Raw genomic sequence first — 26,772 nt, forward strand, 5'->3', positions numbered from 1 at the left:
ACGCCGGATGGGTGCAGGAGGTCGTTACGATACGGATGAGCAACGCGCGCGAAGCTGCGGGCCTGCCCTTACAAGGTGGCGTGCGCGTGGCTGCAGTAATCGTGGCCCTTTGCCTGCACGTTTTCCGAGGCCGGGTAGTACACGCCGCAATGGGCGCAGCACAGCATCAGCTCGGCATCGGGCAATTCCTGCGGCCGGGCCGGCGGCGTAAACGGGTTTGGCTGCTGCTGTGCGCGGGCGCGCTGCTGCATGCCGCGGATCTTGCTGCGGATAGCAAACAGCACCAGGAACACCAGCGCCAGCCAGAATAAAACACGTGTCATGCGAATCCTCGGTGTAAAACCACTTCCAGTACAAAACGGCTGCCGACATAGGCCAGCAGCAAGGTGGCGAAACCGGCCAGGGTGAAGCTCAGGGCCGTCTTGCCGCGCCAGCCGCGAAAGCGGCGCCCTGCCAGCAGGGCGGCAAACAATAGCCACGACAGCATGGTAAACACCGATTTGTGATCCCAGTTGAGCGCCTTGCCAAATAATTGCTCGGAAAACACGATACCCGACAGCACGGTCAGGCTGAGCAGGATGAAACCCAGGCCGATCATGCGGAAAAGCAACTTTTCCATCGTCAACAGGGCTGGCAACTGGTCCAGCGCGCTGCCGATGAAGCCGCGGCTTTCGCTGCGCGTATGCAGGCGCGACTCCTGCAGCGCCATGAGTACGGCGTGAAAAGCGGCGATTGTCAAGGTGCTGTACGCGAGCACTGCCACGGCAATATGCCAGCCGAAGACAGCCGACTTGCCTTCCATGCTGACCTGGCTGCCGGGAAAAGCCCAGGCAAGGCCGATGGCGATGACGGCGCTGGGCATGACCATGCGGCGCAGCCCGTCCAGGCTGAAATTGCGGTTCTCTATCCAGTAGGCGCCGACCGAGACCCACAGCGCGGCCGACAGCATGGCGGAAAAACCGAACCGCAAGGTGCCAGGCGCCATCAGGTCGAACCACAGGGTGGCGGCGTGCGCCAGCCAGGCAACGCCGGTCAGGCCGGCAATGAGCCGGGCACGGGACGAGGGAAGCACCGCGCACGCCGCGTACAACAGGGCGGCGATGAAAAAGAAATAGATCTGCATAGTTTAAGTTTACACCATAGCCGGCAAGCGCGATTCAAGCGACAGTATGGGCTGTAGGCAATTGGCGCCAGCCGATACCGCAAGCCTGCCATGATATCGCGCCTCGGCCGCGACGGGGTGGCGCACCCTCAAGATTTCGGCAATCTTTCGCACCGCTACATATATATAGTATGCCGCAAAAAAATGATGGCCCGCTAAGCGAGCCATCGGGTAATGCCAATATCCGGTTTACTTCACATTCAGGCTCTTTTTCGCCTGCTCGAGCAAGTCCGTCTTGACCCAGTCCTTGGCCACGGGCGGTTTTGTCATGCGGCCCACGCCCGTTTTCACCATCACATCCGTGGTGACTTGGATATGCTCGGGCGAGATGTCGTACGAATACGGCGAATTGCTGATCGCGTCGTCGAAGTCATCCTTCGTGATCTGGCCGCGGAACACGACTTCACGCACATACTTTTCCGCCGTCGCCTTGTTGTCGATAAAGGTTTTCGTCGCTTCGACGAAGCAGCGCATGAATTTTTCCGCCACCGGACGGCGTTCCTTGTAGAACTTTTCCGTCATCACCATGGTGCGCACGGGCTCGCCGATGGGCGTGTCGTACGGCTTTAATATTTCCACGCCGAAACCCTTGTTGATCGCCTGCGACGATTGCGGCTCCGACTGCATCATGGCATCGATATTCTTGCCCATCAGCGCCTGATTCAAGTCGGCGTAGGCCAGGAACACCAGCTGCACATCCTTGCCCTTGGTTTCGGAATAGGTCAGGCCCGCCTGCGACAGCTCGGCCAGCAGCAGCACTTCCTGGATGCCGCCGCGCGTCACGCCCACGCGCTTGCCCTTGAGTTCCTTGACGCTGGCGATCTTTTGCCCTGCGCCCGCCACCAGGCGCGCGCCGCCCTTGGCAAAGCCGGCCACTACATAGATCGGTGCGCCGCCGGCGCGGCCGGAAATGGCCGCTTCGGACGCCGTCGCGCCCACGTCCAGCTCACCCGCGATAATCGCCTGCATCACGTCGAGGCCTTTGGCGAAGACATGCTCTTCGACCTTGATGCCGCACTTGGGCGCGATTTCCTTGATGTACGACACGGCGCCGTAATGGGCGAATTTCAAGTTACCCAAGCGCACGACTTCCTGCGCCTGTACCTGCACCGCTCCCATGCCGAACCCCAGCATGAGGGCGGCGGCGATACCGGTCTTCAAGGTTGATTTTTTCTGCATCGGGTTCTCCTGTGGTGGTTGGTATGTGCCCGCAAGGGCATAAAACACGAAACACTGCTCTTATTATGGGGAGATAGTACCGCGTGTTGGAGCCAGGGCAACATTTTTTTGCCGGCAGCCACGCTGCCGGCGTTGTTACTACTGTCTATTGCTACTGCCCCGCCAGCGCCACCACCGGATCGAGTCCCGACGCCTTGCGCGCCGGCATGAAGCCAAACACCAGCCCCGTCACCACGGCGCAGGCAAACGCGCCGCCGATGGCGCTCAGGGAAAAGATCACAGGCACGTCCCATACCAGCAGCAGGCCGGCCACCGTCACGCCGACCACGATGCCGGCCACGCCGCCCACCACCGACACCAGCACGGCCTCGGTGAGGAACTGGCGCAGGATGTCGCGCCGGCGCGCGCCCGTCGCCATGCGGATGCCGATTTCGCGCGTGCGCTCGCGCACCGTCATCAGCATCACGTTCATGACGCCGATGCCGCCCACCACCAGCGAGACGGCGGCGATCAGGCTGAGCATCATGGTCATGTTGTCCTGCGTCTTCGCTTCGGCGGCAATCGACGCGGCCGCGTTGCTGATGCCGTAGTCGCGGATGCGGTGGCGCTCGAACATGGTGGCGTCGACCGCCGCCTCCACCTCGGTCACGCGCTTGACGTCGTCCACGGCCATGACCGTGTACGTCGGCTCGCGCTGGCCGAAGACGCGGATGCCGGCCGTGGAAAACGGCAGCAGCAGCACGTCGTCTTCATCCTTCTCGCCCGTCAGCGCGCCCTTCGCGCTCATCACGCCGATCACCTGGAACGGCACGTTCCCGATCAGGATGCTCTGCCCCACGGGATTGGGCACGTCGGGCATCAGCTTTTCGGCCAGGTGCGCGCCCAGCACGGCCACGGTGGCCATCTCGCGCTCGTCTTCCTCGGTAAAGAAGCCGCCTTTGGCCACGGGCCAGGTCTGGATCTGCGGCAGAGCCGGCCCCGTGCCGCGCACATAGGTCTGCACGTCGAGGTTGCCGTGGCGTATCACCTTGTTGCCTGTGACATTCGGCAGCACGTGGGAAATGCCCGGTACGTCCTTGAGCGCATCGAGGTCGGCCAGGGTGATGCTGCGCCCGGGGATGCGCGAGCTTTCGCCGCGCGACGCCATGTACAGCAAGTTCGAGCCGAAGGCGCCCAATTGCGCCATCACCTGCTGGCGCGTGCCCAGGCCGATGGCCAGCATGACGATCACGGAAGCGACGCCGATGACGATGCCGAGCAGGGTCAAGCCCGTGCGGAAGCGGTTGATCCACAACACGCGCCAGGCGGCGCGCGCCGCATCGAGCAATTCCGTGCCCAGCGACGCGCCCGTGTCGTGGGCGGCGCGCGACATGTCCAGCGGCGGCAGGGCCGTCGACGTGGCGGGAATGGCGATGGCGCCCGTGTCCGCGATGATTTCGCCATCGCTGATCTCGATCACGCGGCGCGCCTGGGCCGCCACCTTGCGGTCATGCGTGATGAGGATGATGGTATGGCCCGCGTCGGCCAGTTCGCCCAAGAGGGCCATGACTTCGGCGCCGCTGCTGCTATCTAACGCCCCCGTCGGTTCATCGGCGAGGATGATGCGCCCGCCATTCATCAGGGCACGCGCGATCGACACGCGCTGCTGCTGCCCGCCCGACAATTGATTCGGCCGGTGGTCGAGCCGCTCACCCAGGCCCAGGCGCTTGAGCAGCGCATCCGAGCGGGCGTGGCGGGCGGCGGCCGGCATGCCCGCGTACAGGGCCGGCACTTCCACGTTTTCGCGCGCCGATTCGGTGGCGATCAGGTGATACCCCTGGAAGACGAAGCCGAACGCTTCGCGCCGCAGCCACGCCAGTTCATCGGGATTCAGGCTGGCCACGTCCTGGCCGGCGAAGCGGTAGCTGCCGTCGCTGGGCCTGTCGAGACAGCCGAGCAGATGCATCAGGGTCGACTTGCCGGAACCGGACGCGCCCACGATGGCGACGAATTCGCCGGCGCCGATGGACAGAGTCAACCCGCGCAGCACTTCCACGGCCGGCGCGCCGTCATGGCCGCCGTAGCGCTTGCGGATGCCGGCAAGTTCAATCAGTGGCGCCGGCTGGCCGGGTTCCCCGGACTGCCCCAGCGACCTGACCTCGCTCATGGCGCTCACAGCTGGAACCTGCTGGCGCCACTGCCGGCCGGCTGCTCGCCCGTCACCAGCAATTCGCCTTCGCGCAAGCCTTGCAGCACTTCCGCGCTGAGGCGGTTGCGCACGCCCACGGTGACGGTGCGCGTATCGACCTTGCCGTCCGCATCCATCACGCGGGCCGTGAACTGCCCCGGTTTGGCGCCTTCTTCCGTCGATGGCTTCAGGGCCGGCAAGGGCACGGCCAGCACATTGTTCGCCGCGGCCGTGACAAACACCACTTGCGCCGTCATCTGCGGCATCAGTTCGCCATCGGCGTTATCGACGTCGAACAGCACGGTATAAAGGATTACCTTGCTGGTCGACGGCGCCAGGGCCGTGCCGGCGGCAGCACCACCGGGCACCGGCGGGGCCGGCAGCACTTGCCGCACCTTGCCGCTCCAGCGCCGCTGGTCGCCGCCCAGAGTGGTGAAGTACACGGGCATGTCCGGGCGCACGCGGCGCACGTCCGCTTCCGACACTTCCGTCCATACCGTCATGGCCGACAGGTCGGCAATGCGCAGGATATTCGGCGTCTGATACGTGGCGTTCAAGGTTTGCCCCTCTTTCGCGTCCAGCCCCACCACCTTGCCGGCCATCGGCGCGTAGATGCGCGTATAGCCGAGGCGCGCCTCGTCCGCCTTCAGGCTGGCCTGGGTCTGGGCGATCTGCGCCTTCAGGTGGTCGATCTTGGCGCCAGCCGAGGCCAAGGTGGCTTCGGCCGTCTCCAGGTCGGCCAAGGGTGTCGAATCGAACTTGGCCATCCGCTTCTGGCGCACGTGCTGCTGGCCCGCCAGGCGGTGCTGCGCCTGCTGGTCGGCCAGTTGCGCGCGCAAGCCCGCCAGCGCGGCGCGGCCCGCGTCGACCGTGGCCTGCTGCACGCTGGGGTCGATCTCGGCCAGCAACTGGCCCTTTTCCACGGCGCTGCCCGGCTGCACGTGCAGGCGCGTGATCTGGCCAGACACCTGCGCGCCCACGTCGACATAGGTTTGCGGCTGCAGGGTGCCGATGGCCGTGACGCTGGCTTCGATATTGCCGCGCTTGACGGGCGCCGTGTCGAACACGGTGGCCGGGCCGCGCGTAGCCCACAGGGTGCCGGTGCCAAACAGCGCCAGCAAGACCACGCCGCCGAGGATGCGGGCGCGGCGGGAAGGCAGGCGGGCCGCCATCAGGCAGCCGCCTTGCGGTTACAGGTAAAGTAAAACGGTGTCGCCAAACGTGAAAAATGCATCGGTCTATCCTTGAAAATAGCGGTGGACATCACCGCAGGAACGTCACAAGACCTGCCAGCGCGGCGACGGCTGCCAGCAGGGTACTACGCAACAACAAGCGGGGGGCATACGGCAGCAGCAGGGCCACCAGCAGCGCCCCGGCCCCGATGAATCCCAGCCAGGCGACGACGCCGACGGTGGCACTCCAGCCGGCCACGCAAGGCCAGATGGCCAGCGCCAGCAGGACGGCGCCCGCCAGCTGCAGCGCGCGCCGCACGTTCGGCGCCGCATCCGTGCCCCAGACCTGGCCATGGTGGCGGTCCATCGCCAGCGAGAGGCTGGCCATGCCCGCATACGACAGACCCAGCGCGCACAAGATGGTGTTAATCATGACTGTCCTTCCGTAGTGACGTGCAGGCTGACCGATGGTGTTTCCTTGCTTGCCGTCTTTTTGAGCGGTTTTTCCTTGCGTTTGTGGACTTTCCACGCGCCCCAGGCGGCCAGCAGGCCGAAGGCCATGCAGCCCAGCTCCACGCCGGCGCTTTCCCAGTCGCCGCGCGCGATTTGCGCCGCCAGGTTGTCGCCTGTGCTCAGCACATTCAGGACAGGCAGCAGCAGGCACAGGGCGGCCAGCAGGCACAGTTGCTCGATCCACGCGCGCTTTTCCGCGCGCAGGCAGGCGTGCACGAGCATCAAAAACCACACGCCGAAGAAGGCCCGCACTTCCCAGCCGGCGCGGTACTCGAGGCCGACGGGGATCAAACGGTTCGCCCACAGGAAGCCCACGCAGGCGATGGACAGGCCGGCAATCGCCGCCACGTTCAGGCATTCGATGACGCGGTAGACGCGCTGCGTGTAGGTGCCGAACTCGCCGCCCGACTTCTGGCGCCGCTTGACCATGAACAAAATGGCGCCCGTGCCCATCATGGCCGTGCCGGCCAAGCCGCAGAAGAAGTACAGCCAGCGCATGGGCGTGCCGCCAAAACCCACCATGTGCAGATTCGACATGACGGAGCGCGTCAGGCCCGCGCCGCCCGTGTCGGACGCGCCGGGCAGGCGCAAGGCGGTCTGCTCGCCCGTGGCCAGCGCATAGCAAGCCCTGCCCGTGTTGGCGCTGATGCGTTCCATCGTATCCGTCTCTTCATTCCAGCCATACATGCACACGCGCATGGAGGCATCGTTCGGATTGTCCAGCACCACGGCGCGGATTTCCTGGCCGATGGCCTGTTCGGCGCGCTGCGCGAACGCTTCCAGCGCGGGAATGGCCAGCGGCTGGCCCGTCTTCACAGGTTTGCCCGCGTCGTTCCAGTCACTTAAAAAGGCTTTCTTGGGGTTGTCCATGCCGTATTGCGCCACCACGGGCGCCGGCACATAGTCATCGCTGAAAAATGCCAGGCCCGTGTAGGCGATCATGAACTGGAACGGCAAGGTCAGCACGGCTACCGCGTTGTGTGCGTCGAGCCACGAGCGCTGGCCCTTGGCCGGACGGAAGGTGAAGAAATCCTTGAAGATGCGCTTGTGCGTGATGACGCCGCTCACCAGCGCCACCAGCATGATCATGGTGGTGATGCCGACGATCCAGACGCCGATGCGTCCCGCATGCAGCTCGTAGTGGAAATCGACGAAATGGTGGCCGCCGATGGTTTCGCGCTCGCTTGCCTCGCGCGCATGTTCGATGACGGCGCCCGTCAGCGGATCGAGCTCCGCCGAGCCATAGCCGCCGCTGGGCTGGAACCAGTAGGCGGACAGGCCATGGCCGGGACGCTGCACGGGCCAGATTTCCCACATGTCCGCCTTCGGGTGTTCCTTCGCCATGAAGTCGAGCGCCAGCTCCAGGCGGTGCGCGCGGTCCGTGACCTTCGGCAGCGGCGGATCGTTCGCATGCGCCGCTTCTTCCAACGCGTGTTCGGGCGTCATCCAGTGGCCGATCGGGTCGTCGAAGACGGCCAGGGTGCCGGTCAGGAAGATGGCGAACAGCAGCCAGGAAATCCACAGGCCGCTCCACGTATGCAGCCAGGCCATTGCCTGGCGCAAGCCGCCCTGCTGTGGCGTTTTCACCACTTTATCGACCTTGACGGCGTTCATGCGGCACCTCGCGACAGCAGCATGCCGATGCCGCCGCAGACGATGGCTGGCAGCAGCATGCCGATCCAGACGCGGCGCAGGTCCTGCACGGCAAAGACCCAGATGACGGCGCAGGTATACACGACAAAGGCGCTCAGGGTGGCCGTCAGCACGGCCTCGGCGCGCGACAGCGGCAGCACGGCCGCCAGCAGCACGGCCACGCCGGACGTCAGCGCATAGCCGCCAAAGACGGCGGCGAGCACGCGCGAAAACAACATCATGTTGGCCGATCTCATCATCGCGGCGCTCCCTGCAGCGCCAGCGTGTTCACGCCGTCGCGGGCCAGATTCAACTGCACATCCATAAGCCATGCATCCTTCATCAAGATAGGTCATTCAAAAGTGATTGTTTACAGTTTGTAGTTCAATGTCAGCATCAGGTTGCGCGGCGTGCCCACCAGGTTGCCGAAGACATCGGAATAGATACTCTGGTAATAGTGCTTGTCGAGTGCATTGTTGACGTTCAGGCGCAGCTCGGCGCGGCTGTCGATCTGCCAGGCCGCATTCAGGCCCACGATCGCATAGCGGCCCTGGCGCAGATGGTAGGTGCCGTCGCTCGACTCGGTCGCGCCCTGCCCGTACACCGACGCGCCGACGCGCCAGCCCTGTGCGGCGCCGGACAGGCGGTAGCTGGTGGCCAGCTTGAGCTGCTGGCGCGGATAGCGGCTGTTGAAATCCTTGCCAATATTGGCCGGATCGCTGTCGCGCGTGAATTGCGCCTTCACATAAGTAAAACCGGCCGACAGCTGCCAGTCGGGCGTCAGCGCGCCCGCCACGTCCAGTTCCACGCCTTCGCTGCGCACTTCGCCCGACGCGCGCTGGCAATAGCCCCAGGTGCTGCCGGGGCAGGGATTCGGGCCAGCCAGGTCGTCCACGCCCCGGTTCTGCTGGCGGATCTGGAACACGGCCGCGCTGGCATTGAGGGCGCCGCCGAAGTATTCGCCCTTCACGCCCGCTTCGTAGTTGGTGCCGCTGATCGGCTTCAACGGCTGCGCATTGGCATCGGTGGACGCCTGCGGCTGGAAGATCTCGGTCCAGCTGGCGTACACGGAATGCTGCTTGTCGAGGTCATACACGACACCGGCGTAGGGCGTGAATTCGCGCGCCACCGAGTAGCCGGCATCGTCCTTGTACCAGCTCACGCGCCCGCCCAGCACCAGCGACAGCGGCTCGGCCAGGCGCAGGCGCGTGCCCGCATAGACGCCGCTTTGCTCGGTGATGCTGGCCGTGTGCCACTGCGCGTAGTTGATGACGGGGCGCGTCACGCTGCCCGCATCCCAGTTGAACGGGTCGAGCACGGGCGCGGCTGCGCCCCAGCTGTACGGCGCCCAGCCGCCATAGCTGTTTTTCGACGAACGGCGGTGGCTGGCGCCGACGGTCAGCTCGTGCTCGCGGCCGAACAGGCTGTAGCTGCCGCTGGCATACGCGTCGTAGCTGGTATTGGCCACCTCGGCGCGGTAGCTTTGCGAATTGAAGCGCAGGGTGTCGCCGCGGCGGTTGATGCCGGAAAACGTCGTGTCGATCTCGGGCGTCTTGCGCGTGGCCGCCAGCTTGGCCTTCCAGCCGTTGCCGAAACGGTGTTCCAGTTCGGCGAAGATGGTTTTATCGGTCTGGCGCCAGCCGTCGAAGTCGCTGCCCAGGTAAGTGGAGCGGGGCAAATTCAAAAAGCGGCCGTCGGCGGCCGTCACCACGCCCGTCGTCACGCCGTCGTTATCGGTCTTGCGGTAGTGGGCGCCCACGGTCAGCGTGGTATCGGGACGCAGGTCGGCCTCGATGACGCCGTACAGCTGGTGATTGCGGCCATGCAGCACGTCGACAAAATCCTTTTTGTCCTGCACCGTGACGACGATGCGCCCGCGCAGGGTCTTCGCTGCGTTGAGCGCGTTGGCCGCGTCGGCTTCCAGGCGGTAGTTGCTCCAGCCGCCCACGCTGGCCGAAAACGACGCCTGGGGTGTGGCCGTCGGTCGCTTGCGCACCAGGTTGATGGCTGCGCTAGGCGTGCCGCTGCCCGTGGTCAAGCCCGTGGCGCCGCGCACCACCTCGATGCGGTCGTAGATGGCCAGGTCGTCATTGTCGCCATTGAAAGTGTTGTTCGCGCCCAGGCTGGTGGGCAAGCCGTCGAGCAGAATATTGTCGACTGGAAAGCCGCGTGCGCTGAAACTGCCCGAATCGCCCGTAAAGTTGCCCTTTTGCATGACCAGCCCCGTGATCGACTGCACGGCGTCGTCCAGGGTCGTGATGCCCAGGTCGTCGATCTGCTGGCGCGTCAGCACGCTGACCGACTGCGGCGTCTCGCGCAGCGACAGGTTCAGCTTGGTTGCCGTGTTGCTCACGCCCGTCGTATAGGAGCCGCTGCCTTCCGTCGTCGCATCGCGCCCCGCCGTGACCGACACGCCGGCCATGGTCTGCTCGGATGCGGGAATGGCGGGCGCCTGCTGCGCCAGCGCCGGCAAGCTGGCGGCCAGGCACAGGGCCGCAGCCGCTTGTGCCAGCGGGCGCAATGCGCAGTAAGGTGATGGCAAACTGACAAAATTCAAAGCGTACGACATGAAAGTTCCTGATGGTGGCGTCATGAGACGGTAAAAGACAGGCGCCCTACTCTGTAGGTGCCGCGAAAACGAAAAACGGGCAGCCGGATGGCTAAATATTTTTGCGCGGCGTGCTATGACGCCGGTTCGACGCTGACCCAATAGCGCGTGCGGCTGCGTACCTGCACCGGCAATGAGTTGGGCAGCATGTTCAAAATGCGCTGCGTGTCGGCCAGCGGGAACACGCCCGACAAGCGCAGCTGGGCCACTTCTGGCGCGCAGTCGATCACGCCGGGGCGGTAGCGGGCCAGGTCGGCCAGGAAATCGCCCAAGGTCACGTCGTCGACGATCAGTTGCCCGCGCGACCAGGCATCCGCATACGCATCGATGGCGTGCGGCGCGTCCGGCGCGTGGCGGCAAAAGGCCACGCCGCGCCCGGCCGCCAGCAGCATTGGCGCGCCAACACCGTCGCGGGGGCGGATTTCAACGGCGCTTTCAAACACATCCACCGTGCTGTAGTCATCTTGCTGGCGCACGGCAAAGCGCGTGCCCAGCGCGCGCACCAGGCCTTCGCGCGTGGCCACGACCAAAGGCGCGGCGCTGCCGGCACCGTGGCCGCTGGCCACGAGGACCTCGCCGGCCAGCAGCTCGATCAGGCGGCGGCTGGCGTCGAAACGCACGTTGACGGCCGATCCCGTATTCAGACTGAGCACGCTGCCATCGTCCAGCACCACTTCGCGCCGCTCGCCCGTGGCCGTGCGGTAGTCGGCACGCAAGGCGCGCACGCCATCCCAGGCGCCCGTCTGCGCGGCCAGCATGCCGCCGCCGGCCGCCACGCCCAGCCACGCCAGCAACTGGCGCCGCTTGCCGTTGACGGCTTTGCGCTGCGTGCCGGCCAGCGCCTGCGCGGCCGCGCCGCGGTGCAAGCCGTTGAAACGCCGCGATACCGCTTCGATATGCCGCCATGCCCGTTCATGTTCCGGGTCGGCGGCGCACCAACGCTGCCAGGCGGCGTGTTCCGCTTCGCCGGCCGCGTCCGACATCAGCACGGTCAGCCACTCGGCCGCCTGCTGCTGCACTTCCTCGCGGATGGCTGGCGATGCCGCAGGCTCTGCCAACTTGCTCATGCCGGCAACGAGAAAAACACCTGGCGGTTGGCACGCGTCAGGTATTGCTTGACCGAGCTGGCCGATACCTTCAGGCGCGCGGCGATCTCGGCATAGCTGAGACCTTCGAGCTGCGCCAGCAAGAACGCCGTGCGCACAGGCGCGGGCAAGCCGTCGAGGGCCAGGTCGATTTCCTGCAAGGCTTCCAGCGCCAGCAGCCGCGCTTCGGGTGCGGGCGCCACCTCGGGGGGCAGGCAAGCGAGCGCCTCCACGTAGGCGTCTTCCAGTACTTGCCGGCGGTAGCGGTGCGCCACCAGGCGGCGCGCGACGGTGGCGAGAAAAGGCCGCGCTTCGCGGATCTGCGGCGCGGAAGCGGCCGTCAGCACGCTGATAAAGGTGTCTTGCGCCAGATCCGCCGCGTCACCCGCATTGCCCAGCTTATGCCGCAGCCAGCCCTGCAGCCAGCCGTGATGGCTGCTGTAGAGCGCGTGCAGGTCTTGTTGCTGTGCAAAATCGGCGGCCGACATGGCATCCCTTTCCGCTCAGGCGTGCGCCACCCGAGAATGTAAATAAGAATTATTCTCATTCTAACCGCGCAATGCCTTTGATGCAATCGCGGCATTGACAGAAATACCAACTAATTCAAAAGCCGGCCAACCGCCAGGCGCTGCAGCGCAGGACCGCCAGCCACCCGCGATAAGGTAAAATGACGGCCATCGTCCGGCTTGCGCCGCCCACTCCCAAGCTTTTCATTGCAGGTTCATCATGCTAGATAATCTCACCCAACGGCTTGCCAAAGTCGTCAAGACCATGCGCGGCGAGGCGCGCCTGACCGAAGCGAACACCGCCGACATGCTGCGCGAAGTGCGCCTGGCGCTGCTCGAAGCCGACGTCGCCCTGCCCGCCGTGCGCGAATTCATCGCCAAAGTCAAAGAAAAAGCCATGGGCGAGGATGTCATTTCCTCGCTGACGCCAGGCCAGGCCCTCGTTGGCGTGGTGCAGCGCGAGCTGGCCGCCCTGATGGGCGCCGACCTGGGACCGGAAGCGTCGCAGATCAGCTTTGCGCAGCAGCCGCCCGCCATCATCCTGATGGCCGGTCTGCAAGGTGTGGGTAAAACCACCACCGTCGGCAAGCTGGCGAAGTACCTGAAGGAAGAAAAGAAGAAAAAAGTGCTGACCGTCTCGGCCGACGTGTACCGTCCCGCCGCGATCGCCCAGCTGCAATCGGTCACTGCCCAGGTCGGCGCCGACTTCTTCCCGTCCACCAGCACGGACAAGCCGGTCGATATCGCCCTGGCCGCGCTGGACTGGGCGAAAAAGCACTACCACGACGTGCTGATCATCGATACGGCGGGCCGTCTCGGTATCGACGAAGAGATGATGCGCGAAATCGCCGCCGTCCACGGCGCCGTGAAACCGATCGAAACCCTGTTTGTCGTCGACGCCATGCTGGGCCAGGACGCCATCAATACGGCCAAGGCCTTCAATGATGCGCTGCCGCTGACCGGTATCGTGCTGACCAAGCTCGACGGTGACGCGCGCGGCGGTGCAGCACTGTCCGTGCGCCACATCACGGGCAAGCCGATCAAGTTTGCCGGTGTCTCGGAAAAACTCGACGGCCTGGAAGCGTTCGACCCGACCCGCATGGCCAACCGCATCCTCGGCATGGGCGACATCCTCGCCCTGGTCGAAGAGGCGCGCAAGGGCGTCGACAGCAAGGCGGCGGCCGACCTGGCGCAAAAGATCAAGGTCGGCGGCAAGTTCGACATGAACGACTTCAAGGCGCAACTGGGCCAAATGAAGAAAATGGGCGGCATGGCCAACCTGATGGACAAGCTTCCAGCCCAGTTCCAGCAGGCGGCAGGCGGCAAGAACATGGATCAGGCCGATAAACAGGTGCGCCGCATGTGCGGCATCATCGACTCGATGACGCCGCAGGAACGCGCCAAGCCTGAACTGATCAAGGCCACGCGCAAGCGCCGCATCGCCGCCGGCGCCGGCGTGCAGGTGCAGGAAGTGAACCGCATGCTGACGCAATTCGAGCAGATGCAGACGATGATGAAGAAATTGTCGGGCGGCGGCATGATGAAGATGATGCGCTCCATGAAGGGCATGATGCCCGGCATGAGGTAAGGCGTCAGAATCCCCGTTCGCGGGGATTCTGACGGACTTCGTGACACCGCAGGATCATCGCTTGAAACTCAAAAAACACTGTTCCAAATAATGCCGGATTGCATTTTCATGTGTCCGGCATCACGCTTCCCGCCCTCCGCAACGCCCCTCCCCGCATAGCCAGCAACCATGCCATTTACGGGTAAAAACGCCGTTCTGCGCTCCCAAGCGGTGCGCCCGGGCGACAGCATGGCCATTTCCCTGCTTTTTCCTCGTGAAAACGTGAAAAACACTTGCATACAAGGTAAATCCACACCAATATTAGCCGTGCGATTAATTGCGCAATTTCCCATGTGTTTGTTAAGGAGGCTCGAAGATGGCAACAGCCAAAAAAACCCCAGTAGCAGCGCCAGCCAAAGCAGCAGCAGCCAAGCCTGCAGCCGCCAAGAAAGCAGCACCCGCAGCCAAGGCAGCAGCTAAACCTGCAGCGGCGAAGAAAGCGGCAGCACCGGCAACACCACGCAAGCCAAACGCAGCATTCATGAAAGCAATGACGCCATCGAAAGAGCTGGCCGCCGTTGTTGGCGCAGCACCACTGCCGCGCACGGAAGTGACCAAAAAGGTATGGGATTACATCAAAAAACTCGATCTGCAAGATCCGGCCAACCGCCGCATGATCAATGCGGACGACAAGCTGAAAGCAGTTTTCGGCGGCAAAGCCCAAGTCTCCATGTTTGAAATGACGAAACTGATCTCCGATCATTTGAAATAATCAGATACGCGCCGGCTAACACCGAGCGAGTGCCCCGCCGCATCACTGCGAGCGGGGCATTTTTTTGCGCTGGCCATTCACCCGGCCGGCTTGAATTCCCACTGGCTCCACGCGGCACGCACCGCATTCGGATACTCGGCCCTGCCCCGGCTGCCGTTATACCGCCCCAGCGCCAGGTACAAGTCGCCCTTTTCCATATCCAGGTACATGCGCAGGATCGCGCAGCCATAGCGCAGATTCGTCTGCATGTGGAACAGCTTGCTGCGGTCATGGTCGCCGATGACGCCCGTCCAGAACGGCATCACCTGCATGTAGCCACGCGCGCCAGCCAGCGAGACGGCATATTTGCGGTAGGCCGATTCCACCTGGATCAGACCCAGCACCAGGGCCGGCTCCAGGCCCGCGCGGCGCGACTCGTACCAGACGGTTTCCAGGAATTCCGTGCGCAGCTGGGCGTCCGGCAGCTTGCGCTGCAGGCGTTGCGACATCTGCGCCAGCCATTGCTGGTAGCGCTGCAAGTCGGCGGGTGTGGCAAATTTGGGTTGCGGCGGGCGTTCATCGCGGATCGCGTGCGACAGGGCCAGGCGGACGGAGTCGGCCAGCGCCTCCTCCTTCTGGTTGCCGGCCTGCACCAAGGGAGTGCAGGCCAGGCCGGCGGCCAGCGCGAGCGCGCCGGCCGTCTTGCTTACGGATAAACGCTTCACTGCGCCATTTTGCCCTGGATGAAGGCGACGATCTCGTCCGGCGCAACGCCGGTCGCTTCCGCGTCGCGGCGGCCCTGGTACTCCAGCTTGCCTTCTTTCAGGCCGCGCTCGCCGATGACGATGCGGTGCGGCACGCCAATCAGTTCCCAGTCAGCGAACATGGCGCCTGGACGCAAGCCGCGGTCGTCGACGATAACGTCCACGCCAGCGCCTTGCAGGGCCGCGTACAGCTTCTCCGTCTCTTCCTTGACCAGTTCGCTGCGGTCCATGCCCATCGGGCACAGCACGACTTCGAACGGCGCGATCGACGCTGGCCAGATGATGCCCTTGTCGTCGAAGTTCTGTTCGATGGCGGCGCCCAGGATGCGCGTCACGCCGATGCCGTAGCAACCCATCTGCAGCGGCGCAGGCTTGCCGTTTTCATCGAGGAAGGTGGCTTTCATGCTTTCCGAGTACGCCGTCCCCAGCTGGAACACGTGGCCCACTTCGATGCCGCGCTCGATGGCCAGTGCGCCCTGGCCGTCCGGCGACGCGTCGCCGGCGACGACATTGCGCAAGTCGGCCACGATGGCAGGCTCGGCCATGTCACGGCCCCAGTTGGCGCCCGTGTAGTGGAAACCGGCCTCATTCGCGCCGCAGACGAAGTCGCTCATGTGGGCGACCGTGCGGTCCGCCACCACGGTGACGGGTGCCTTCGTGCCGATCGGGCCCAGGTAGCCAGGGATGGTGCCGTAGACTTCCAGGATTTCCGCTTCCGTCGAGAAACGGTGACCGGCCAGGCCGGCAACCTTGCCCACCTTGATCTCGTTCAATTCATGGTCGCCGCGCAGCAGCAGCATGAAATGCTGTTTCGTGATTTTTTCGTCCTTGCCCGTCGTTTCCACCGTCAAAGCGATGGTTTTCACGGTGCGCGACAGCTCGATGCCCAGCAAGGCGGCCACGGTTTCGCACTTGACGGTGTCCGGCGTGGCCGTTTTCGTCAGCGCCTGGGTGGCGGCCGGGCGCTCGCCGGCTGGCGGCAGCGCTTCGGCCGCTTCCATGTTGGCGGCGTAGTCGGAGGTCGGGCAGTACACGAGCGCGTCTTCACCCGTGTGGGCGATGACGTGGAATTCGTGCGAACCGGAGCCGCCAATGGCGCCGTTGTCGGCCGCCACGGCGCGGAATTTCAGGCCGAAACGCGTGAAGATGCGCGTGTAGGCGTCGAACATGACTTTATACGACGCCTGCATGCCGGCCAGGTCGCGGTCGAACGAATACGCGTCCTTCATGGTGAATTCGCGGCCGCGCATCAGGCCGAAACGTGGGCGGCGCTCGTCGCGGAACTTGGTCTGGATATGATAAAAGTTCAACGGCAACTGGCGGTAGGACTTGATTTCCGTGCGCACGACGTCCGTGATCACTTCTTCCGATGTCGGCTGGATCGCGTATTCGCGGCCATGGCGGTCTTTCACGCGCATCAGTTCGTCGCCCATCTTGGTCCAGCGGCCCGTTTCCTGCCACAGTTCGGCCGGCTGCACGAGCGGCATCAGCAGTTCGATGCCGGCGGCTTTGTTCATCTCGTCACGGATGATGGCTTCCACCTTGCGGATCACGCGCAAGCCCATCGGCATGTAGGTATAGATGCCGGAACCGAGGCGTTTGATCATGCCTGCACGCATCATCAATTGGTGGCTGACGATTTCCGCGTCAGAAGGTGCATCTTTAAGTGTGGAAATAAAAAAACGGGAGGCGCGCATAACGGTGAATTCTTTTTAAAAAGAGAGGGTTATAATCAACCTAATTTTAAAGGATTAGCTGGCTGATGCGTCCATACTTTACACAAATGCGCTCAATTGGTGCGATTCCGGCGCTTTTCGCACCCCGAAAAGGTCACCGGCTTGCGAAGTTGTGGGTAATTATGTAAAAAAAGGACGCACTGTCGCAGAAAGTTTGAGGTGCATTATGCTCGACCGTGAAGGGTTTCGGCCCAACGTCGGCATCATCCTGCTAAACGCCCAGAACGAGGTGTGGTGGGGCAAGCGGGTGCGCGAGCACTCATGGCAGTTTCCGCAAGGCGGTATCAAATATGGCGAAACACCGGAACAAGCCATGTTTCGCGAACTTGAAGAGGAAATCGGACTCAGACAGGAACACGTCAAAATTGTCGGCCGCACCCGCGACTGGCTGCGCTATGAGGTGCCAGACCACTTCATCAAGCGCGAGATTCGCGGCCATTACCGTGGCCAGAAGCAGATTTGGTTTCTGCTGAGAATGTGCGCGCGCGATAACGACGTCAATCTGCGCCTGACCGACCATCCCGAGTTCGACGCCTGGCGCTGGCATGAATACTGGGTCCCGCTCGATGTCGTCATTGAATTTAAACGCGATGTGTACCAGCGCGCCTTGCAGGAGCTGTCCCGCTTCCTGACCTGGCCCGTACATGGCAACGCCCAGCAAGCGCACCGCCACACCTCGCGCTACCTGCGCCAGCCCCATGCGCCAAGGACACAGGACGGCGCGGCACTGGCCAAGCCTTGCGACGGCATTGCCGCCGAAGGGTGTACGCCGGAACTGATCTTGCCGGGCAAGGGGTAGTCCGCCGCAATGAACGCACGCTCCCACGCAAAAGGGGCAGCCTGAACAGGCTGCCCCTTTTTTCATGCCGGCAGGAAACTACCCTGCCGGTCAGGCTGACTTAGTTTGCTGCCGGCGCTGGCGCAGCGGCGGGAACATCCAGGGTAATGGCTTTCAGACCCAGGATATTGCTGCTGTAGTGGCGGATCTTGTTGGCCAGGGCCGGATCGTTGTTCAGCTTTTGGCCGTACGACGGCACCATTTCCACCATCTTCGCTTGCCATTCCGGCGTGGCCAGACGGCTCTTGAAGGCCGTTTGCAGCACCTTGATCATGATCGGCGGCGCGGTCGAGGCGCCTGGCGATGCGCCCAGCAGGGCAACGATGCTGCCATCGGCGGCGCCGACGACTTCCGTGCCAAACTGCAGCAAGCCGCCTTTGACAGGGTCATCCTTGACGATCTGCACGCGCTGGCCGGCGTTTTGCAGGGTCCAGTCTTCCATCTTGGCGTTCGGCAAGTATTCGCGCAGGGTCTTCAGGCGGTCTTCCGGCGTGTTCATGACTTGTTCGACCAGATATTTCGTCAGCGGAATATTGTCGTAGCCGGCTTGCAGCATCGGTTTCACATTGCCCGTGCCGATCGAAGCAGGCAAGTCGATCCACGAGCCGTTTTTCAGGAACTTCGTCGAGAAGGTGGCGAACGGGCCAAACAGCAGGGCTTTCTTACCGTCGATGATGCGCGTGTCCAGATGTGGCACGGACATCGGCGGCGAACCGACGGACGCCTTGCCGTACACCTTGGCCGCATGCGCCGCCACCAGTTCCGGATTGGTGGTCACCAGCCATTGGCCGCCCACCGGCACGCCGCCGTAGCCCTTGGCTTCAGGAATACCCGATTTTTCCAGCAGCGGCAGCGAACCGCCGCCAGCGCCGATAAAGACGAACTTGGCGCGCATGGTCTTTTCCTTGCCGGCAGCCAGGTCTTTCACCGTCACGTTCCACACGCCATCGGCGCCGCGCTGGATGTCTTCCACCTGGTGGCGCAGGTGCAGGACCATGCCGTGGCTGTCCGTCAGGTATTTCACCAGGCCGCGCGTGAGGTTGCCGAAATTGACGTCGGTACCGATTTCCATGCGTGTCGCGGCCACTTTCTGGCCCTTGTCGCGGCCTTGCATGACCAGCGGCGCCCATTGCTCGATCTGCGCCTGGTCTTCCGAGAACAGCATGCCCTTGAACAGGTTTTCCTTTTGCAGCGCAGCATAGCGCTTCTTCAAAAAGGCAATATTGTCGTCACCCCAGACAAAGGCCATGTGCGGCACATTGTTGATGAAGGTCTGCGGCGCGCCCAGGTGCTTGTTGGCTACCTGATAAGCCCAGAATTGCTTGGAAATTTCGAATTGCTCGTTGATGGCAACGGCTTTCTTGGTCTCGATGCTGCCGTCGGCCGCTTCCGGCGTGTAGTTCAGTTCGGCGAATGCCGAGTGGCCCGTGCCTGCGTTGTTCATCGCGTCCGAGCTTTCGGCCGCCACGGAATCGAGGCGCTCGACCATTTCCATCGTCAGCGACGGATCGAGTTCCTTGAGCATGCTGCCCAGGGTGGCGCTCATGGTGCCGGCGCCGATCAGCAGCACGTCAACCGGCTTTTCGGACGAAGCGGAAGGGGTCTTGTTACATGCCGCCAGGATCAGGCACGACATCAAAAGTAATAGCGATTTACGCATTCGTAACTCCATTTTTGGATACTGAAGGATGATTCTTGCGCGCCACCGTGGCGGCACCATCGCTGTGTTGAATGAAAAACAGCCAGCCAGCCGGAACGCCAGGGCGGCCGGACAGCTCGATGTCGATGGTGATAGGCATGCTGCCGCGCTCCGGGATAAGCCAGGAGCAAGATCTGGTGGCAAAGGTGCGGGCAATGGAAGCACGGAGTGGCAACAAAATCGCCATCGTGTCCAGAGCAAATATCAAGAGCGGCGATTTTATCACCGTTATTTGGCGCCGCCGGGCCGTGGCGGTAGTGGATAATACTTACTGCAGGGTATTAAATGACGGTGACTATCGGGTCATGCAAGCGGGTGCCAGACGACAAAAAGGGCATCCCCGATGCCCTGCGTTGACGTACGCGGTACAATGCCGGCTGCCCTTTAGCCATAGTCCTTCCGCCATGTTCAACCCCTCTTCCGACGACGTGCGCCGTTTCTTTTGCGAAACATTGCGCAAGCACCGCGCCCATGAAATCCTCACGCCGATGGAAGCCATCGCGCTCGACTGGATCCTCGAACACCCCGAGTATGAAAACGAGCTCTCCGACGTCGAAGCGGCGCTGGCGCGCGACTACTCCGTCGAAGGGGGCCAGGCCAATCCATTCCTGCACCTGTCCATGCATCTGTCGATCACGGAGCAGGTGCAGGTGGACCAGCCGCGCGGCATCCGCCCGGCCGTCCAGCAACTGACCCAGCGCCTCGATTCGGCCCATGCTGCCCAGCACGAAGTGATGGAATGCCTGGGCCAGATGATCTGGGCGTCGCAGCGCTCGGGCTTGCCGCCCGATACGGACGCCTATATCGACTGCGTCCGCAGGCGTTAACCGGGCTACACCGCTGAAGGCTGCAGTACCGCTGCCTTCGGCGCCTTGCCCAGCAAGCCCAGCACCACCTGCAATGCCATGGCGATGGCGCCGACGATGAAGACCACGTCGCCGAAGGTGCGTATCCAGCGCAGGTTTTGCAATAGCGGCTGCTGCATGAAGCCTTCGCTGCGCGCGTACCACAGGCCTTCCGTCACGCTGGCGTGGAACTGGATAATGCCAATCGGCAACAGACTGGTAAAGATCATCAGCGCCAGGCCCCCGTTCAAGCCCCAGAACGCCGTCTTCATCAAGGCAGGGCTGAAGCGGTAGTCGGGCCGCAGATAACGCAGCACCAGCAAGGTAAAGCCCAGCGCCAGGAAGCCGTACACGCCGAACAGCGCCGCATGCGCATGCACGGGAGTCGTGTTCAAGCCCTGGATGTAGTACAAGGCCACGGGCGGATTGATCATGAAGCCCAGCACGCCCGCGCCCAGCATGTTCCAGAAGGCGACGGCGACAAAGCACATCAGGGGCCAGCGCAATTGCTCCATCCACGGTGCGCGCTCCTTCAGGCGCCAGTTTTCCCACGCTTCGTGGCCCAGCACGATCAGCGGCACCACTTCCAGCGCACTGAAGCTCGCGCCGATGGCCATCACGGGCGTGGTGGTGCCGGCAAAGTACAGGTGGTGGAAGGTACCGGGAATCCCGCCCAGCATGAACAGCGAGGCCGACGCCAGGCTGGCCGTCGTGGCCATGCGCACCGACACCAGGCCCAGGGTCGAGAAGATGAAGGCCAGCGCCGTGGTGGCGAACACTTCAAAGAAACCTTCCACCCACAGGTGCACCACCCACCAGCGCCAGTATTCCATCACCGATAAATGCGTGCGCTCGCCGTAGAACAGGCCGGCACCGTAGAACAGGCCGATGGCGCCCACGGACGCGGTCAGCAGCGCCAGCAGGTTCTTGTCGCCGCCCGGCTGGCGCAGGGCCGGCACGACGCCGCGCAACATCAGCACGAGCCACAGCAGAATACCGACAAATTTGCCGATCTGCCACAAACGGCCCAGGTCCACATATTCATAGCCCTGGTGGCCAAGCCAGAAATTCCACTCGGGCGGCATCACTTGCGCAATGGCCAGGTAATTGCCGATGAACGAGCCGACGACGACCGCGACGAGGGCCCAGAACAGCACGTCGACACCGAGGCGCTGCCACTCGGGATCCTTGCCGCCATTGATCAAGGGCGCGAGGAACAGGCCGGCGGCCAGGAAGCCCGTGGCGATCCAGAACAGCGCGGCCTGGATATGCCAGGTGCGCGTGAGCGCATACGGGAACCAGCGCGACACGTCGATGCCGTAGAACTGCTGTCCTTCCACCGTGTAGTGCGCCGTAAAGCCGCCGATGAAGACCTGGAAGATGAACAGCGCCACCACCAGGAACAGATATTTTCCCAGTCCCCGCTGCGAAGGCGTCAGCGCAAAAGTGGTGAGCGGGTCGCGCGGACCGGCCACCGGCAACGCTTCGTCATGGTCGCGCAAGAAGGCCCAGCCCCAGACGAGGAAGCCCACGCCGGCCAGCAGCACCACCACGCTGGCGACCGACCAGACGAGGTTTTCACCGCTGGGCTGGTTGCCGATCAGCGGTTCGTGCGGCCAGTTGTTCGTATAGGTCACTTTCTGGCCAGGGCGCTCGGTGGCGGCGGCCCACGCCGTCCACAAGAAGAACTGCGTCATCTGCGCGCGCCGCGCGGCACTGGGCAGGGTATTTTCCTTCATGGCGAAATGCTCGCGGCTGGCGTGCAGCGCAGGCGCATCCGAGAACAGCTGGTCGTAATAATTCGCCGTGTTGGCGATGGCTTGCACGCGGCGCGCCGACAGGCGCAGCACTTGCGCATCATCGGTACGGTTGCCGCGGTATTCCAGCTTGAGCGCTTCGCGCAGCGCCGCCTGCGCGGGGCCGTCGAGCGCCGCGTACGCCTTGCCATGCTGCTCTTGCGCGGCCAGTTCCAGCCAGGCCGTCAGTTCGCGGTGCAGCCAGTCGGCCGTCCAGTCGGGCGCCTGGTAGGCGCCGTGGCCCCATATGGAGCCCAGCTGCATGCCGCCGACCGATTGCCAGGCCGTCTGGCCGTCGAGGACGCCCTCGCGGTCGAACAGCTGCCGGCCATCCTGCGCCAGCACTTGCGCGGGAATCGGCGGCGCCTGCCGATACACTTCCGTGCCGTAGTAGCCGAGCAGCGAGAACGTCACGATCAGCACACCGATCAGGGTGAACCAGAGTTTTTTGTAGGGACCCATGGGTCTTTCCTTTGTCAGTGCACCACGGCCGGCGCAAAGCGCTCGAACAGGATGTTGTTTTCAGTATGGATGTGCGCCATCAGGTCTTCGCGGAAGGTGCGCAAGCCCGTGTACAGTGCGCGCCAGGTGGTGCAGGCGCCGCCAGGTGCGGTGATATCGTTCGTCATCGCCTCCATGGCGCGCAAGGCCACGCCATGGTCGTCGTGCTCCATGCGCATCACGTTGATGGGCGCGCCGGCCCGGGGACCCTGGCCGCGCACGATCATGGGGAACAGCACGTCTTCTTCCTTGCGCATATGGCTTTCCAGCTCCTGCGCCATGGCCGACAGGTGTTCCGCCAGCCCGTGCGGACAGTCCGCGCGGTCGCCATGCACCTGCTCGACCTTGCGCGCCAGGCGTATCAGCTCGGGCAGCTGCTCGCGGTGCACGGCGTGGTAGCGCGCCAGGATATGTTCCACCAGCTCGGTGGCCGGAGCGTCCTGCCAGTCACGCGCGCCGCTAGCGTCAATCCGTCCTGCCAGCACTTCCAGTTCCTTGACGATGGGCGCCGTGTCCACGCCGGCCGCTTCGGCCGCCGCGCGCAGGGTCTTGTTGCCGCCGCAGCAGAAATCGAGGCGGTGCGCATCGAACAGGCGCGTGGCGCCGGGGATGCGGCGGGCCAGCTGGCCCAGGGATAGGTCGATCATTTCCATAGCAGTTCCTTGATGATGAATGGGGGGTTGTTTTATTGGACGGCGCCCGCGTGGTAGACGCCGGGCACGGCTTCGCCCGTCACTTCCAGCACGCCCACGGCGCCCTTGCCGGCGCGCGACAGCGCATGGTCGACCAGCAGATAGCTGCCCGGATGCTGTACCTTGAGTTCGACGATGGTCGCGCCGCCCGGTGCGACGAGCGTGGTTTGCACGTCGTGTTTCGGGCTGCTGATCGAGCCTTCGCTGTACACCTTGTCGAAGATCTCGCCGATGATGTGGAACGATGAAATCTTGTTCGGGCCACCCACGCCGAAATAGATGCGCACGGTCTCGCCGACTTTCGCCTGCAATTTGTGCGTCTTGCTCAGGGCGCCCACTTCGCCGTTGAAGACGTAGTAATCGGGCAGCTCATTGGCCATTTTTTCCAGGTTCGGTTCCTGGTGCACGGGCGCGCCGTGCGGACGGCCCGTGTACATCTCGCCCTGCATCACGTAATACTCGCGGTCGACCTTCGACAGGCCGCCTTCCGGTTCGACCAGGATCATGCCGTACATGCCGGCCGCGATATGCTGCGGCACCAGCGGCGTGGCGCAGTGGTAGACGAACAGGCCCGGATTGAGCGCCTTGAATGTGACCGTCTTTTCCTGCCCCGGCGCCACCTGCGTGTGCTGTCCGCCGCCATGGCCACCCGTCACGGCGTGCAGGTCGATCGAGTGGATCATCTTGCTGTCCTTGGCGTTGAACAGGGTCAGTTCGACCGTGTCGCCCACCTTGGCGCGCAGCATCGGACCCGGTACTTGCCGGTTGAAGGTCCAATACGTAAAACTGGTGCCGTCATCGAGCTTGCCCGGCAGTTCCACCGTCTCCATGCGGTATTTCAGGGTTTGCGGCGCGCGCGCGCCGATGGCGGAAGGCACCTGCGCCGGATTGGCGGCCACGCTGACGGCCGATGGATCGGGGCCGCGCATCGGCGACGGCGCGGGCGTGTACAGGGCCAGCGCGGCCGCCTGGCTCGATTCGCCCGCTGCGCTGCCGGCGCCAGCGGCCTTCGGTGCGCCGGCTTCGGCCAGCGGGGCGCCGGCGACTTCCAGCTTGCCCTCCATGCCGATCTGGCGGTGGCCGGGAATCGAGCAGTAATAGGTGAACGTGCCGGCGCGCGTGACCTTGAAGCGCACGGTGGTGCTGCCACTGTTGGCGCTGAACTTGTTTGATGCCACATTGAGTTCCGGGATCAGCAGGTCGTGCTCGGCGCCTTCGCCGCTTTTCAGCACCAGTTCGACCGTGTCGCCCACCTTGGCCGCCAGCACGGGGTTGACCTGGCCCTTGGCGTCGATGAATACCATCTTGCCGTCGACGATATTGGTTTGCAGTTCATAGCGCTTGAGCGCGGCGGCGGCAGAGGGTTGGCTGACAGCGGCCGCAGTGGCGGCGGCGCTGGCCGGCAGGCTCGCCTGGGCTTGCACGGACAGGGGCATGGCCAGTACGCAGACGGCGGCGGCAATGGCGTGGAGGGAGGGAGTCGTTTTCATCAGGCTTTCCTTGGTCTTGTATGCCGGTTCGGCACCCTTACCTAGGCAAACGGTGTGCCAGGAAAAACTTGTTTTAAATCAACGATTTGAAAAATGCACGGTCATCATGACCCTCTTTCACCGTGGTCCGTTGTACCCTGCATGGTACTTATGACCACCACCGCCATCCACCTGCTGCTGCTCACCGACCTGGTCGCCGACCTGCCCGTGGCCGTGCGCCTGCAGCGCCTGGTGGGCAGCCTGCGCGCACACTTCGGCTGCGAGGCCGTGGCCTTGCTCAAGCTCGATGGCGAGCACTTGCGCCCCGTGGCGATGGCCGGCCTGGCCAGCGACGCGCTGGGACGCCGCTTCGCCGTCGCCGGCCATCCGCGCCTGGCCGCCATCCTGCAGCGGCGCGGCGTGCTGTGCTTCCATCACGACAGTTCCCTGCCCGATCCCTACGACGGCCTGATCGCCGAGCGGGCCGGCGAACCGCTGCCCGTGCACGACTGCATGGGCATGGCGCTGGACCTGGAAGGCGAACGCTGGGGCGTGATCACGCTCGACGCGCTGCGGGTGGGCACCTTCGATACGCAGGCGCAGCGCGACTTGGGCGAGCTGGCCTGCGCCATCGAGGCGGCCGTGCGCGTGACCCGCCTGGAGACGGAAATCCGCGCCCTGCGCCTGTCGGGCGGCGCCATGCTGGCCGATGCGCAGGCGCCGCGCGAAGAACACGACTTCGTCGGCCAGAGCAGCGCCATCACGCACTTGCTGCACGAATTGCAGGTGGTCGCCGATTCCGAACTGCCCGTGCTGCTGCTGGGAGAGACGGGCGTCGGCAAGGAATTGTGCGCGCACCGCCTGCACCGCCTGTCGCGCCGCGCGGGCAAGCCATTGATCCACGTCAATTGCGCGGCCTTGCCGGAATCGCTGGCCGAGAGCGAATTGTTCGGCCATGTACGGGGCGCGTTTTCCGGCGCCGTCAGCGACCGGCCCGGCCGTTTCGAGGCGGCCGAAGGGGGCACCCTGTTTCTCGATGAAGTGGGGGAATTGCCGCTGTCGATACAGGCCAAGCTGCTGCGCACCTTGCAAAATGGCGAAATCCAGCGCCTGGGCGCGGACCGGCCGCGCCGGGTCAACGTGCGCGTGATCGCCGCCACCAACCGCAGCCTGCGCGAACATGTGCGCGACGGCTCGTTCCGCGCCGACCTGTACCACCGTTTATCCGTCTATCCCGTGCCGATTCCGCCGCTGCGCGAGCGGGGCAATGACGTGCTGCTGCTGGCCGGTGGTTTCCTGGAACTGAACCGCGCGCGCCTGGGCTTGCGCAGCCTGCGCCTGTCCGCCGCGGCGGAAAACGCCCTGTGCCATTACCGCTGGCCGGGCAACGTGCGCGAACTGGAACATGTGATCAGCCGGGCCGCGCTGAAAGCCGTGATCCGCGGCGCGGACCGCAAGGACATCGTGACCCTGGAAACGGATATGCTCGACCTCGATGCGCTGGAAGCGCCGGCCGGTACGGACGCGCTGCCGCCGGCGCCGGCCGCGTGCGGCACGCCGGCGGCGGCGCCGCTGTCCATGCATCAGATCGTGGAAGCGAGCCAGCGCCAGGCCATCCGGCAAGCGCTGGTACTGCATCAGGATAACTGGGCCGCCGCGGCGCGGCAGTTGGGGCTGGACGCCAGCAATCTGCACAAGCTGGCGCGCCGCGTCGGACTGAAAGCCTGACGCGGAGATACAGTTCAGCGGTGGATCACCAGGGTGGTCGGCAGGCTGTGCAGGTAGGCGGCCAGGTCCTTGATGTCCTGGCTGCTCAGCGGTTTCACCTGGCCCGTCATGATGGCGTTGTTGCGGCCGTTGGCCTTGTCACCCCGTTTATACGCCGTCAACGCGTGTTCCAGGTAATCCCTGTGCTGGCCCGCCAGTTTCGGGTAGGACGGGTCGATGGGCGAACCGTAATCCTTGCCGTGGCAGGTGGCGCAGCTGTATTTTTCGGCCAGGGCCTTGCCCGTGTTGATATTGCCGGCGGCGCTGGCGGAAAACGAGACGGTGGCGCAAACGAGGGCGGCGAGTAGTGTTTTCATCATCTG

25 protein-coding genes are annotated in these 26,772 nt (G+C 64.0%); 5 read left to right on the forward strand and 20 right to left on the reverse strand.

Annotated elements, in window-relative coordinates; genetic code table 11:
- Positions 1-68 precede the first annotated feature (68 nt).
- The 11 genes from AC1RJW_RS10015 to AC1RJW_RS10065 form a co-directional block, all read right to left on the reverse strand.
- Positions 69-323, reverse strand: coding sequence for a PP0621 family protein (locus AC1RJW_RS10015; RefSeq protein WP_493044791.1), 255 nt, complete (start codon positions 321-323; stop codon positions 69-71).
- Complete coding sequence (locus AC1RJW_RS10020) at positions 320-1,123, reverse strand: cytochrome C assembly family protein (protein WP_070218587.1); 804 nt, start codon at positions 1,121-1,123, stop codon at positions 320-322. The genes AC1RJW_RS10015 and AC1RJW_RS10020 overlap by 4 nt, the downstream gene beginning before the upstream one ends.
- Before the next feature lie 228 nt (positions 1,124-1,351).
- Positions 1,352-2,296: an ABC transporter substrate-binding protein gene (locus AC1RJW_RS10025; RefSeq protein WP_493045147.1), complete on the reverse strand. Its 945-nt coding sequence runs from the start codon at positions 2,294-2,296 to the stop codon at positions 1,352-1,354.
- A gap of 196 nt (positions 2,297-2,492) precedes the next feature.
- Complete coding sequence (locus AC1RJW_RS10030) at positions 2,493-4,487, reverse strand: MacB family efflux pump subunit (protein WP_493044792.1); 1,995 nt, start codon at positions 4,485-4,487, stop codon at positions 2,493-2,495.
- Between the two features lie 5 nt (positions 4,488-4,492).
- Positions 4,493-5,680, reverse strand: a complete 1,188-nt coding sequence (locus AC1RJW_RS10035) for an efflux RND transporter periplasmic adaptor subunit (protein WP_493044793.1) — start codon at positions 5,678-5,680, stop codon at positions 4,493-4,495.
- Between the two features lie 91 nt (positions 5,681-5,771).
- The gene (locus tag AC1RJW_RS10040) at positions 5,772-6,113 is read right to left on the reverse strand and encodes a DUF3325 domain-containing protein (protein WP_493044795.1); all 342 of its coding nucleotides are present in this window, start codon (positions 6,111-6,113) and stop codon (positions 5,772-5,774) included.
- Positions 6,110-7,807 carry a PepSY-associated TM helix domain-containing protein gene (locus AC1RJW_RS10045; RefSeq protein WP_493044796.1) on the reverse strand — a complete coding sequence of 566 codons (1,698 nt, stop codon included), beginning with the start codon at positions 7,805-7,807 and terminating at the stop codon, positions 6,110-6,112. Before AC1RJW_RS10045 ends, AC1RJW_RS10040 begins: the two co-directional genes overlap by 4 nt.
- Positions 7,804-8,067 (reverse strand): hypothetical protein, encoded by a 264-nt coding sequence (locus AC1RJW_RS10050; protein WP_493044797.1) that lies wholly within the window; start codon positions 8,065-8,067, stop codon positions 7,804-7,806. The genes AC1RJW_RS10045 and AC1RJW_RS10050 overlap by 4 nt, the downstream gene beginning before the upstream one ends.
- 128 nt (positions 8,068-8,195) lie before the next feature.
- A complete protein-coding gene (locus AC1RJW_RS10055; RefSeq protein WP_493044798.1) occupies positions 8,196-10,394 on the reverse strand; it encodes a TonB-dependent siderophore receptor in 2,199 nt (732 codons plus the stop codon).
- Positions 10,395-10,507: 113 nt separating this feature from the next.
- Positions 10,508-11,500, reverse strand: coding sequence for a FecR domain-containing protein (locus AC1RJW_RS10060; protein WP_493044799.1), 993 nt, complete (start codon positions 11,498-11,500; stop codon positions 10,508-10,510).
- Entirely contained in the window at positions 11,497-12,006 is a 510-nt protein-coding gene (locus AC1RJW_RS10065) for a sigma-70 family RNA polymerase sigma factor (protein WP_493044800.1), read from the reverse strand. The genes AC1RJW_RS10060 and AC1RJW_RS10065 overlap by 4 nt, the downstream gene beginning before the upstream one ends.
- 238 nt (positions 12,007-12,244) lie before the next feature.
- Here AC1RJW_RS10065 and ffh point away from each other — a divergent pair, with 238 nt between their 5' ends.
- Positions 12,245-13,612, forward strand: a complete 1,368-nt coding sequence (gene ffh / locus AC1RJW_RS10070) for a signal recognition particle protein (protein ID WP_034746567.1) — start codon at positions 12,245-12,247, stop codon at positions 13,610-13,612.
- A gap of 68 nt (positions 13,613-13,680) precedes the next feature.
- On the opposite strand, the gene AC1RJW_RS10075 is transcribed toward ffh, so the two are convergent.
- Positions 13,681-13,890 carry a hypothetical protein gene (locus tag AC1RJW_RS10075; protein ID WP_493044801.1) on the reverse strand — a complete coding sequence of 70 codons (210 nt, stop codon included), beginning with the start codon at positions 13,888-13,890 and terminating at the stop codon, positions 13,681-13,683.
- Between the two features lie 77 nt (positions 13,891-13,967).
- On the opposite strand from AC1RJW_RS10075, the gene AC1RJW_RS10080 reads away from it, so the two are divergent.
- The gene (locus tag AC1RJW_RS10080; protein ID WP_071653383.1) at positions 13,968-14,363 is read left to right on the forward strand and encodes an SWIB/MDM2 domain-containing protein; all 396 of its coding nucleotides are present in this window, start codon (positions 13,968-13,970) and stop codon (positions 14,361-14,363) included.
- Between the two features lie 77 nt (positions 14,364-14,440).
- On the opposite strand, the gene AC1RJW_RS10085 is transcribed toward AC1RJW_RS10080, so the two are convergent.
- Positions 14,441-15,067, reverse strand: a complete 627-nt coding sequence (locus AC1RJW_RS10085; protein ID WP_493044802.1) for a lytic transglycosylase domain-containing protein — start codon at positions 15,065-15,067, stop codon at positions 14,441-14,443.
- Positions 15,064-16,803 carry a proline--tRNA ligase gene (locus AC1RJW_RS10090; protein WP_493044803.1) on the reverse strand — a complete coding sequence of 580 codons (1,740 nt, stop codon included), beginning with the start codon at positions 16,801-16,803 and terminating at the stop codon, positions 15,064-15,066. Before AC1RJW_RS10090 ends, AC1RJW_RS10085 begins: the two co-directional genes overlap by 4 nt.
- 205 nt (positions 16,804-17,008) lie before the next feature.
- Between AC1RJW_RS10090 and AC1RJW_RS10095 the strand changes: the two genes are divergently transcribed.
- Positions 17,009-17,641 carry an RNA pyrophosphohydrolase gene (locus AC1RJW_RS10095; protein WP_493044804.1) on the forward strand — a complete coding sequence of 211 codons (633 nt, stop codon included), beginning with the start codon at positions 17,009-17,011 and terminating at the stop codon, positions 17,639-17,641.
- Between the two features lie 100 nt (positions 17,642-17,741).
- Here the strand turns inward: AC1RJW_RS10095 and mqo are convergent, their stop codons facing one another.
- Complete coding sequence (mqo, locus tag AC1RJW_RS10100; RefSeq protein ID WP_493044805.1) at positions 17,742-19,340, reverse strand: malate dehydrogenase (quinone); 1,599 nt, start codon at positions 19,338-19,340, stop codon at positions 17,742-17,744.
- The gene (locus AC1RJW_RS10105) at positions 19,333-19,479 is read right to left on the reverse strand and encodes a hypothetical protein (protein WP_493044806.1); all 147 of its coding nucleotides are present in this window, start codon (positions 19,477-19,479) and stop codon (positions 19,333-19,335) included. The genes mqo and AC1RJW_RS10105 overlap by 8 nt, the downstream gene beginning before the upstream one ends.
- A 304-nt stretch (positions 19,480-19,783) precedes the next feature.
- Between AC1RJW_RS10105 and AC1RJW_RS10110 the strand changes: the two genes are divergently transcribed.
- Entirely contained in the window at positions 19,784-20,206 is a 423-nt protein-coding gene (locus tag AC1RJW_RS10110) for a DUF1841 family protein (protein ID WP_034780276.1), read from the forward strand.
- A gap of 5 nt (positions 20,207-20,211) precedes the next feature.
- Here the strand turns inward: AC1RJW_RS10110 and AC1RJW_RS10115 are convergent, their stop codons facing one another.
- From AC1RJW_RS10115 to nirK, 3 genes are read right to left on the reverse strand one after another with little or no spacing between them, the layout of a single operon-like run.
- Entirely contained in the window at positions 20,212-22,482 is a 2,271-nt protein-coding gene (locus AC1RJW_RS10115; protein WP_493044807.1) for a nitric-oxide reductase large subunit, read from the reverse strand.
- 14 nt (positions 22,483-22,496) lie between these two features.
- Positions 22,497-23,174, reverse strand: a complete 678-nt coding sequence (ytfE, locus tag AC1RJW_RS10120) for an iron-sulfur cluster repair protein YtfE (RefSeq protein ID WP_493044808.1) — start codon at positions 23,172-23,174, stop codon at positions 22,497-22,499.
- 32 nt (positions 23,175-23,206) lie between these two features.
- Positions 23,207-24,703: a copper-containing nitrite reductase gene (gene nirK / locus AC1RJW_RS10125; RefSeq protein WP_493044809.1), complete on the reverse strand. Its 1,497-nt coding sequence runs from the start codon at positions 24,701-24,703 to the stop codon at positions 23,207-23,209.
- Positions 24,704-24,853: 150 nt separating this feature from the next.
- On the opposite strand from nirK, the gene norR reads away from it, so the two are divergent.
- Positions 24,854-26,410: a nitric oxide reductase transcriptional regulator NorR gene (gene norR / locus AC1RJW_RS10130; RefSeq protein ID WP_493044810.1), complete on the forward strand. Its 1,557-nt coding sequence runs from the start codon at positions 24,854-24,856 to the stop codon at positions 26,408-26,410.
- Positions 26,411-26,424: 14 nt separating this feature from the next.
- Here the strand turns inward: norR and AC1RJW_RS10135 are convergent, their stop codons facing one another.
- Positions 26,425-26,766 (reverse strand): c-type cytochrome, encoded by a 342-nt coding sequence (locus tag AC1RJW_RS10135; RefSeq protein WP_493045148.1) that lies wholly within the window; start codon positions 26,764-26,766, stop codon positions 26,425-26,427.
- Positions 26,767-26,772: the final 6 nt, after the last annotated feature.

It is taken from the genome of Janthinobacterium sp. GW822-FHT07A03 (assembly GCF_058798815.1).

Bases quoted from the DNA above. Each gene is read 5' to 3' on its own strand.
- AC1RJW_RS10045 (WP_493044796.1), bottom strand. From the start codon at position 7,807: ATGAACGCCGTCAAGGTCGATAAAGTGGTGAAAACGCCACAGCAGGGC.
- AC1RJW_RS10055 (WP_493044798.1), bottom strand. From the start codon at position 10,394: ATGTCGTACGCTTTGAATTTTGTCAGTTTGCCATCACCTTACTGCGCA.
- AC1RJW_RS10050 (WP_493044797.1), bottom strand. From the start codon at position 8,067: ATGATGTTGTTTTCGCGCGTGCTCGCCGCCGTCTTTGGCGGCTATGCG.
- AC1RJW_RS10065 (WP_493044800.1), bottom strand. From the start codon at position 12,006: ATGTCGGCCGCCGATTTTGCACAGCAACAAGACCTGCACGCGCTCTAC.
- AC1RJW_RS10040 (WP_493044795.1), bottom strand. From the start codon at position 6,113: ATGATTAACACCATCTTGTGCGCGCTGGGTCTGTCGTATGCGGGCATG.
- AC1RJW_RS10095 (WP_493044804.1), top strand. From the start codon at position 17,009: ATGCTCGACCGTGAAGGGTTTCGGCCCAACGTCGGCATCATCCTGCTA.
- AC1RJW_RS10080 (WP_071653383.1), top strand. From the start codon at position 13,968: ATGGCAACAGCCAAAAAAACCCCAGTAGCAGCGCCAGCCAAAGCAGCA.
- AC1RJW_RS10075 (WP_493044801.1), bottom strand. From the start codon at position 13,890: ATGCAAGTGTTTTTCACGTTTTCACGAGGAAAAAGCAGGGAAATGGCC.
- ffh (WP_034746567.1), top strand. From the start codon at position 12,245: ATGCTAGATAATCTCACCCAACGGCTTGCCAAAGTCGTCAAGACCATG.
- AC1RJW_RS10110 (WP_034780276.1), top strand. From the start codon at position 19,784: ATGTTCAACCCCTCTTCCGACGACGTGCGCCGTTTCTTTTGCGAAACA.
- ytfE (WP_493044808.1), bottom strand. From the start codon at position 23,174: ATGGAAATGATCGACCTATCCCTGGGCCAGCTGGCCCGCCGCATCCCC.
- mqo (WP_493044805.1), bottom strand. From the start codon at position 19,340: ATGCGTAAATCGCTATTACTTTTGATGTCGTGCCTGATCCTGGCGGCA.
- nirK (WP_493044809.1), bottom strand. From the start codon at position 24,703: ATGAAAACGACTCCCTCCCTCCACGCCATTGCCGCCGCCGTCTGCGTA.
- AC1RJW_RS10090 (WP_493044803.1), bottom strand. From the start codon at position 16,803: ATGCGCGCCTCCCGTTTTTTTATTTCCACACTTAAAGATGCACCTTCT.
- AC1RJW_RS10025 (WP_493045147.1), bottom strand. From the start codon at position 2,296: ATGCTGGGGTTCGGCATGGGAGCGGTGCAGGTACAGGCGCAGGAAGTC.
- AC1RJW_RS10030 (WP_493044792.1), bottom strand. From the start codon at position 4,487: ATGAGCGAGGTCAGGTCGCTGGGGCAGTCCGGGGAACCCGGCCAGCCG.
- norR (WP_493044810.1), top strand. From the start codon at position 24,854: ATGACCACCACCGCCATCCACCTGCTGCTGCTCACCGACCTGGTCGCC.
- AC1RJW_RS10060 (WP_493044799.1), bottom strand. From the start codon at position 11,500: ATGAGCAAGTTGGCAGAGCCTGCGGCATCGCCAGCCATCCGCGAGGAA.
- AC1RJW_RS10035 (WP_493044793.1), bottom strand. From the start codon at position 5,680: ATGGCGGCCCGCCTGCCTTCCCGCCGCGCCCGCATCCTCGGCGGCGTG.
- AC1RJW_RS10135 (WP_493045148.1), bottom strand. From the start codon at position 26,766: ATGAAAACACTACTCGCCGCCCTCGTTTGCGCCACCGTCTCGTTTTCC.
- AC1RJW_RS10020 (WP_070218587.1), bottom strand. From the start codon at position 1,123: ATGCAGATCTATTTCTTTTTCATCGCCGCCCTGTTGTACGCGGCGTGC.
- AC1RJW_RS10015 (WP_493044791.1), bottom strand. From the start codon at position 323: ATGACACGTGTTTTATTCTGGCTGGCGCTGGTGTTCCTGGTGCTGTTT.
- AC1RJW_RS10105 (WP_493044806.1), bottom strand. From the start codon at position 19,479: ATGCCTATCACCATCGACATCGAGCTGTCCGGCCGCCCTGGCGTTCCG.
- AC1RJW_RS10115 (WP_493044807.1), bottom strand. From the start codon at position 22,482: ATGGGTCCCTACAAAAAACTCTGGTTCACCCTGATCGGTGTGCTGATC.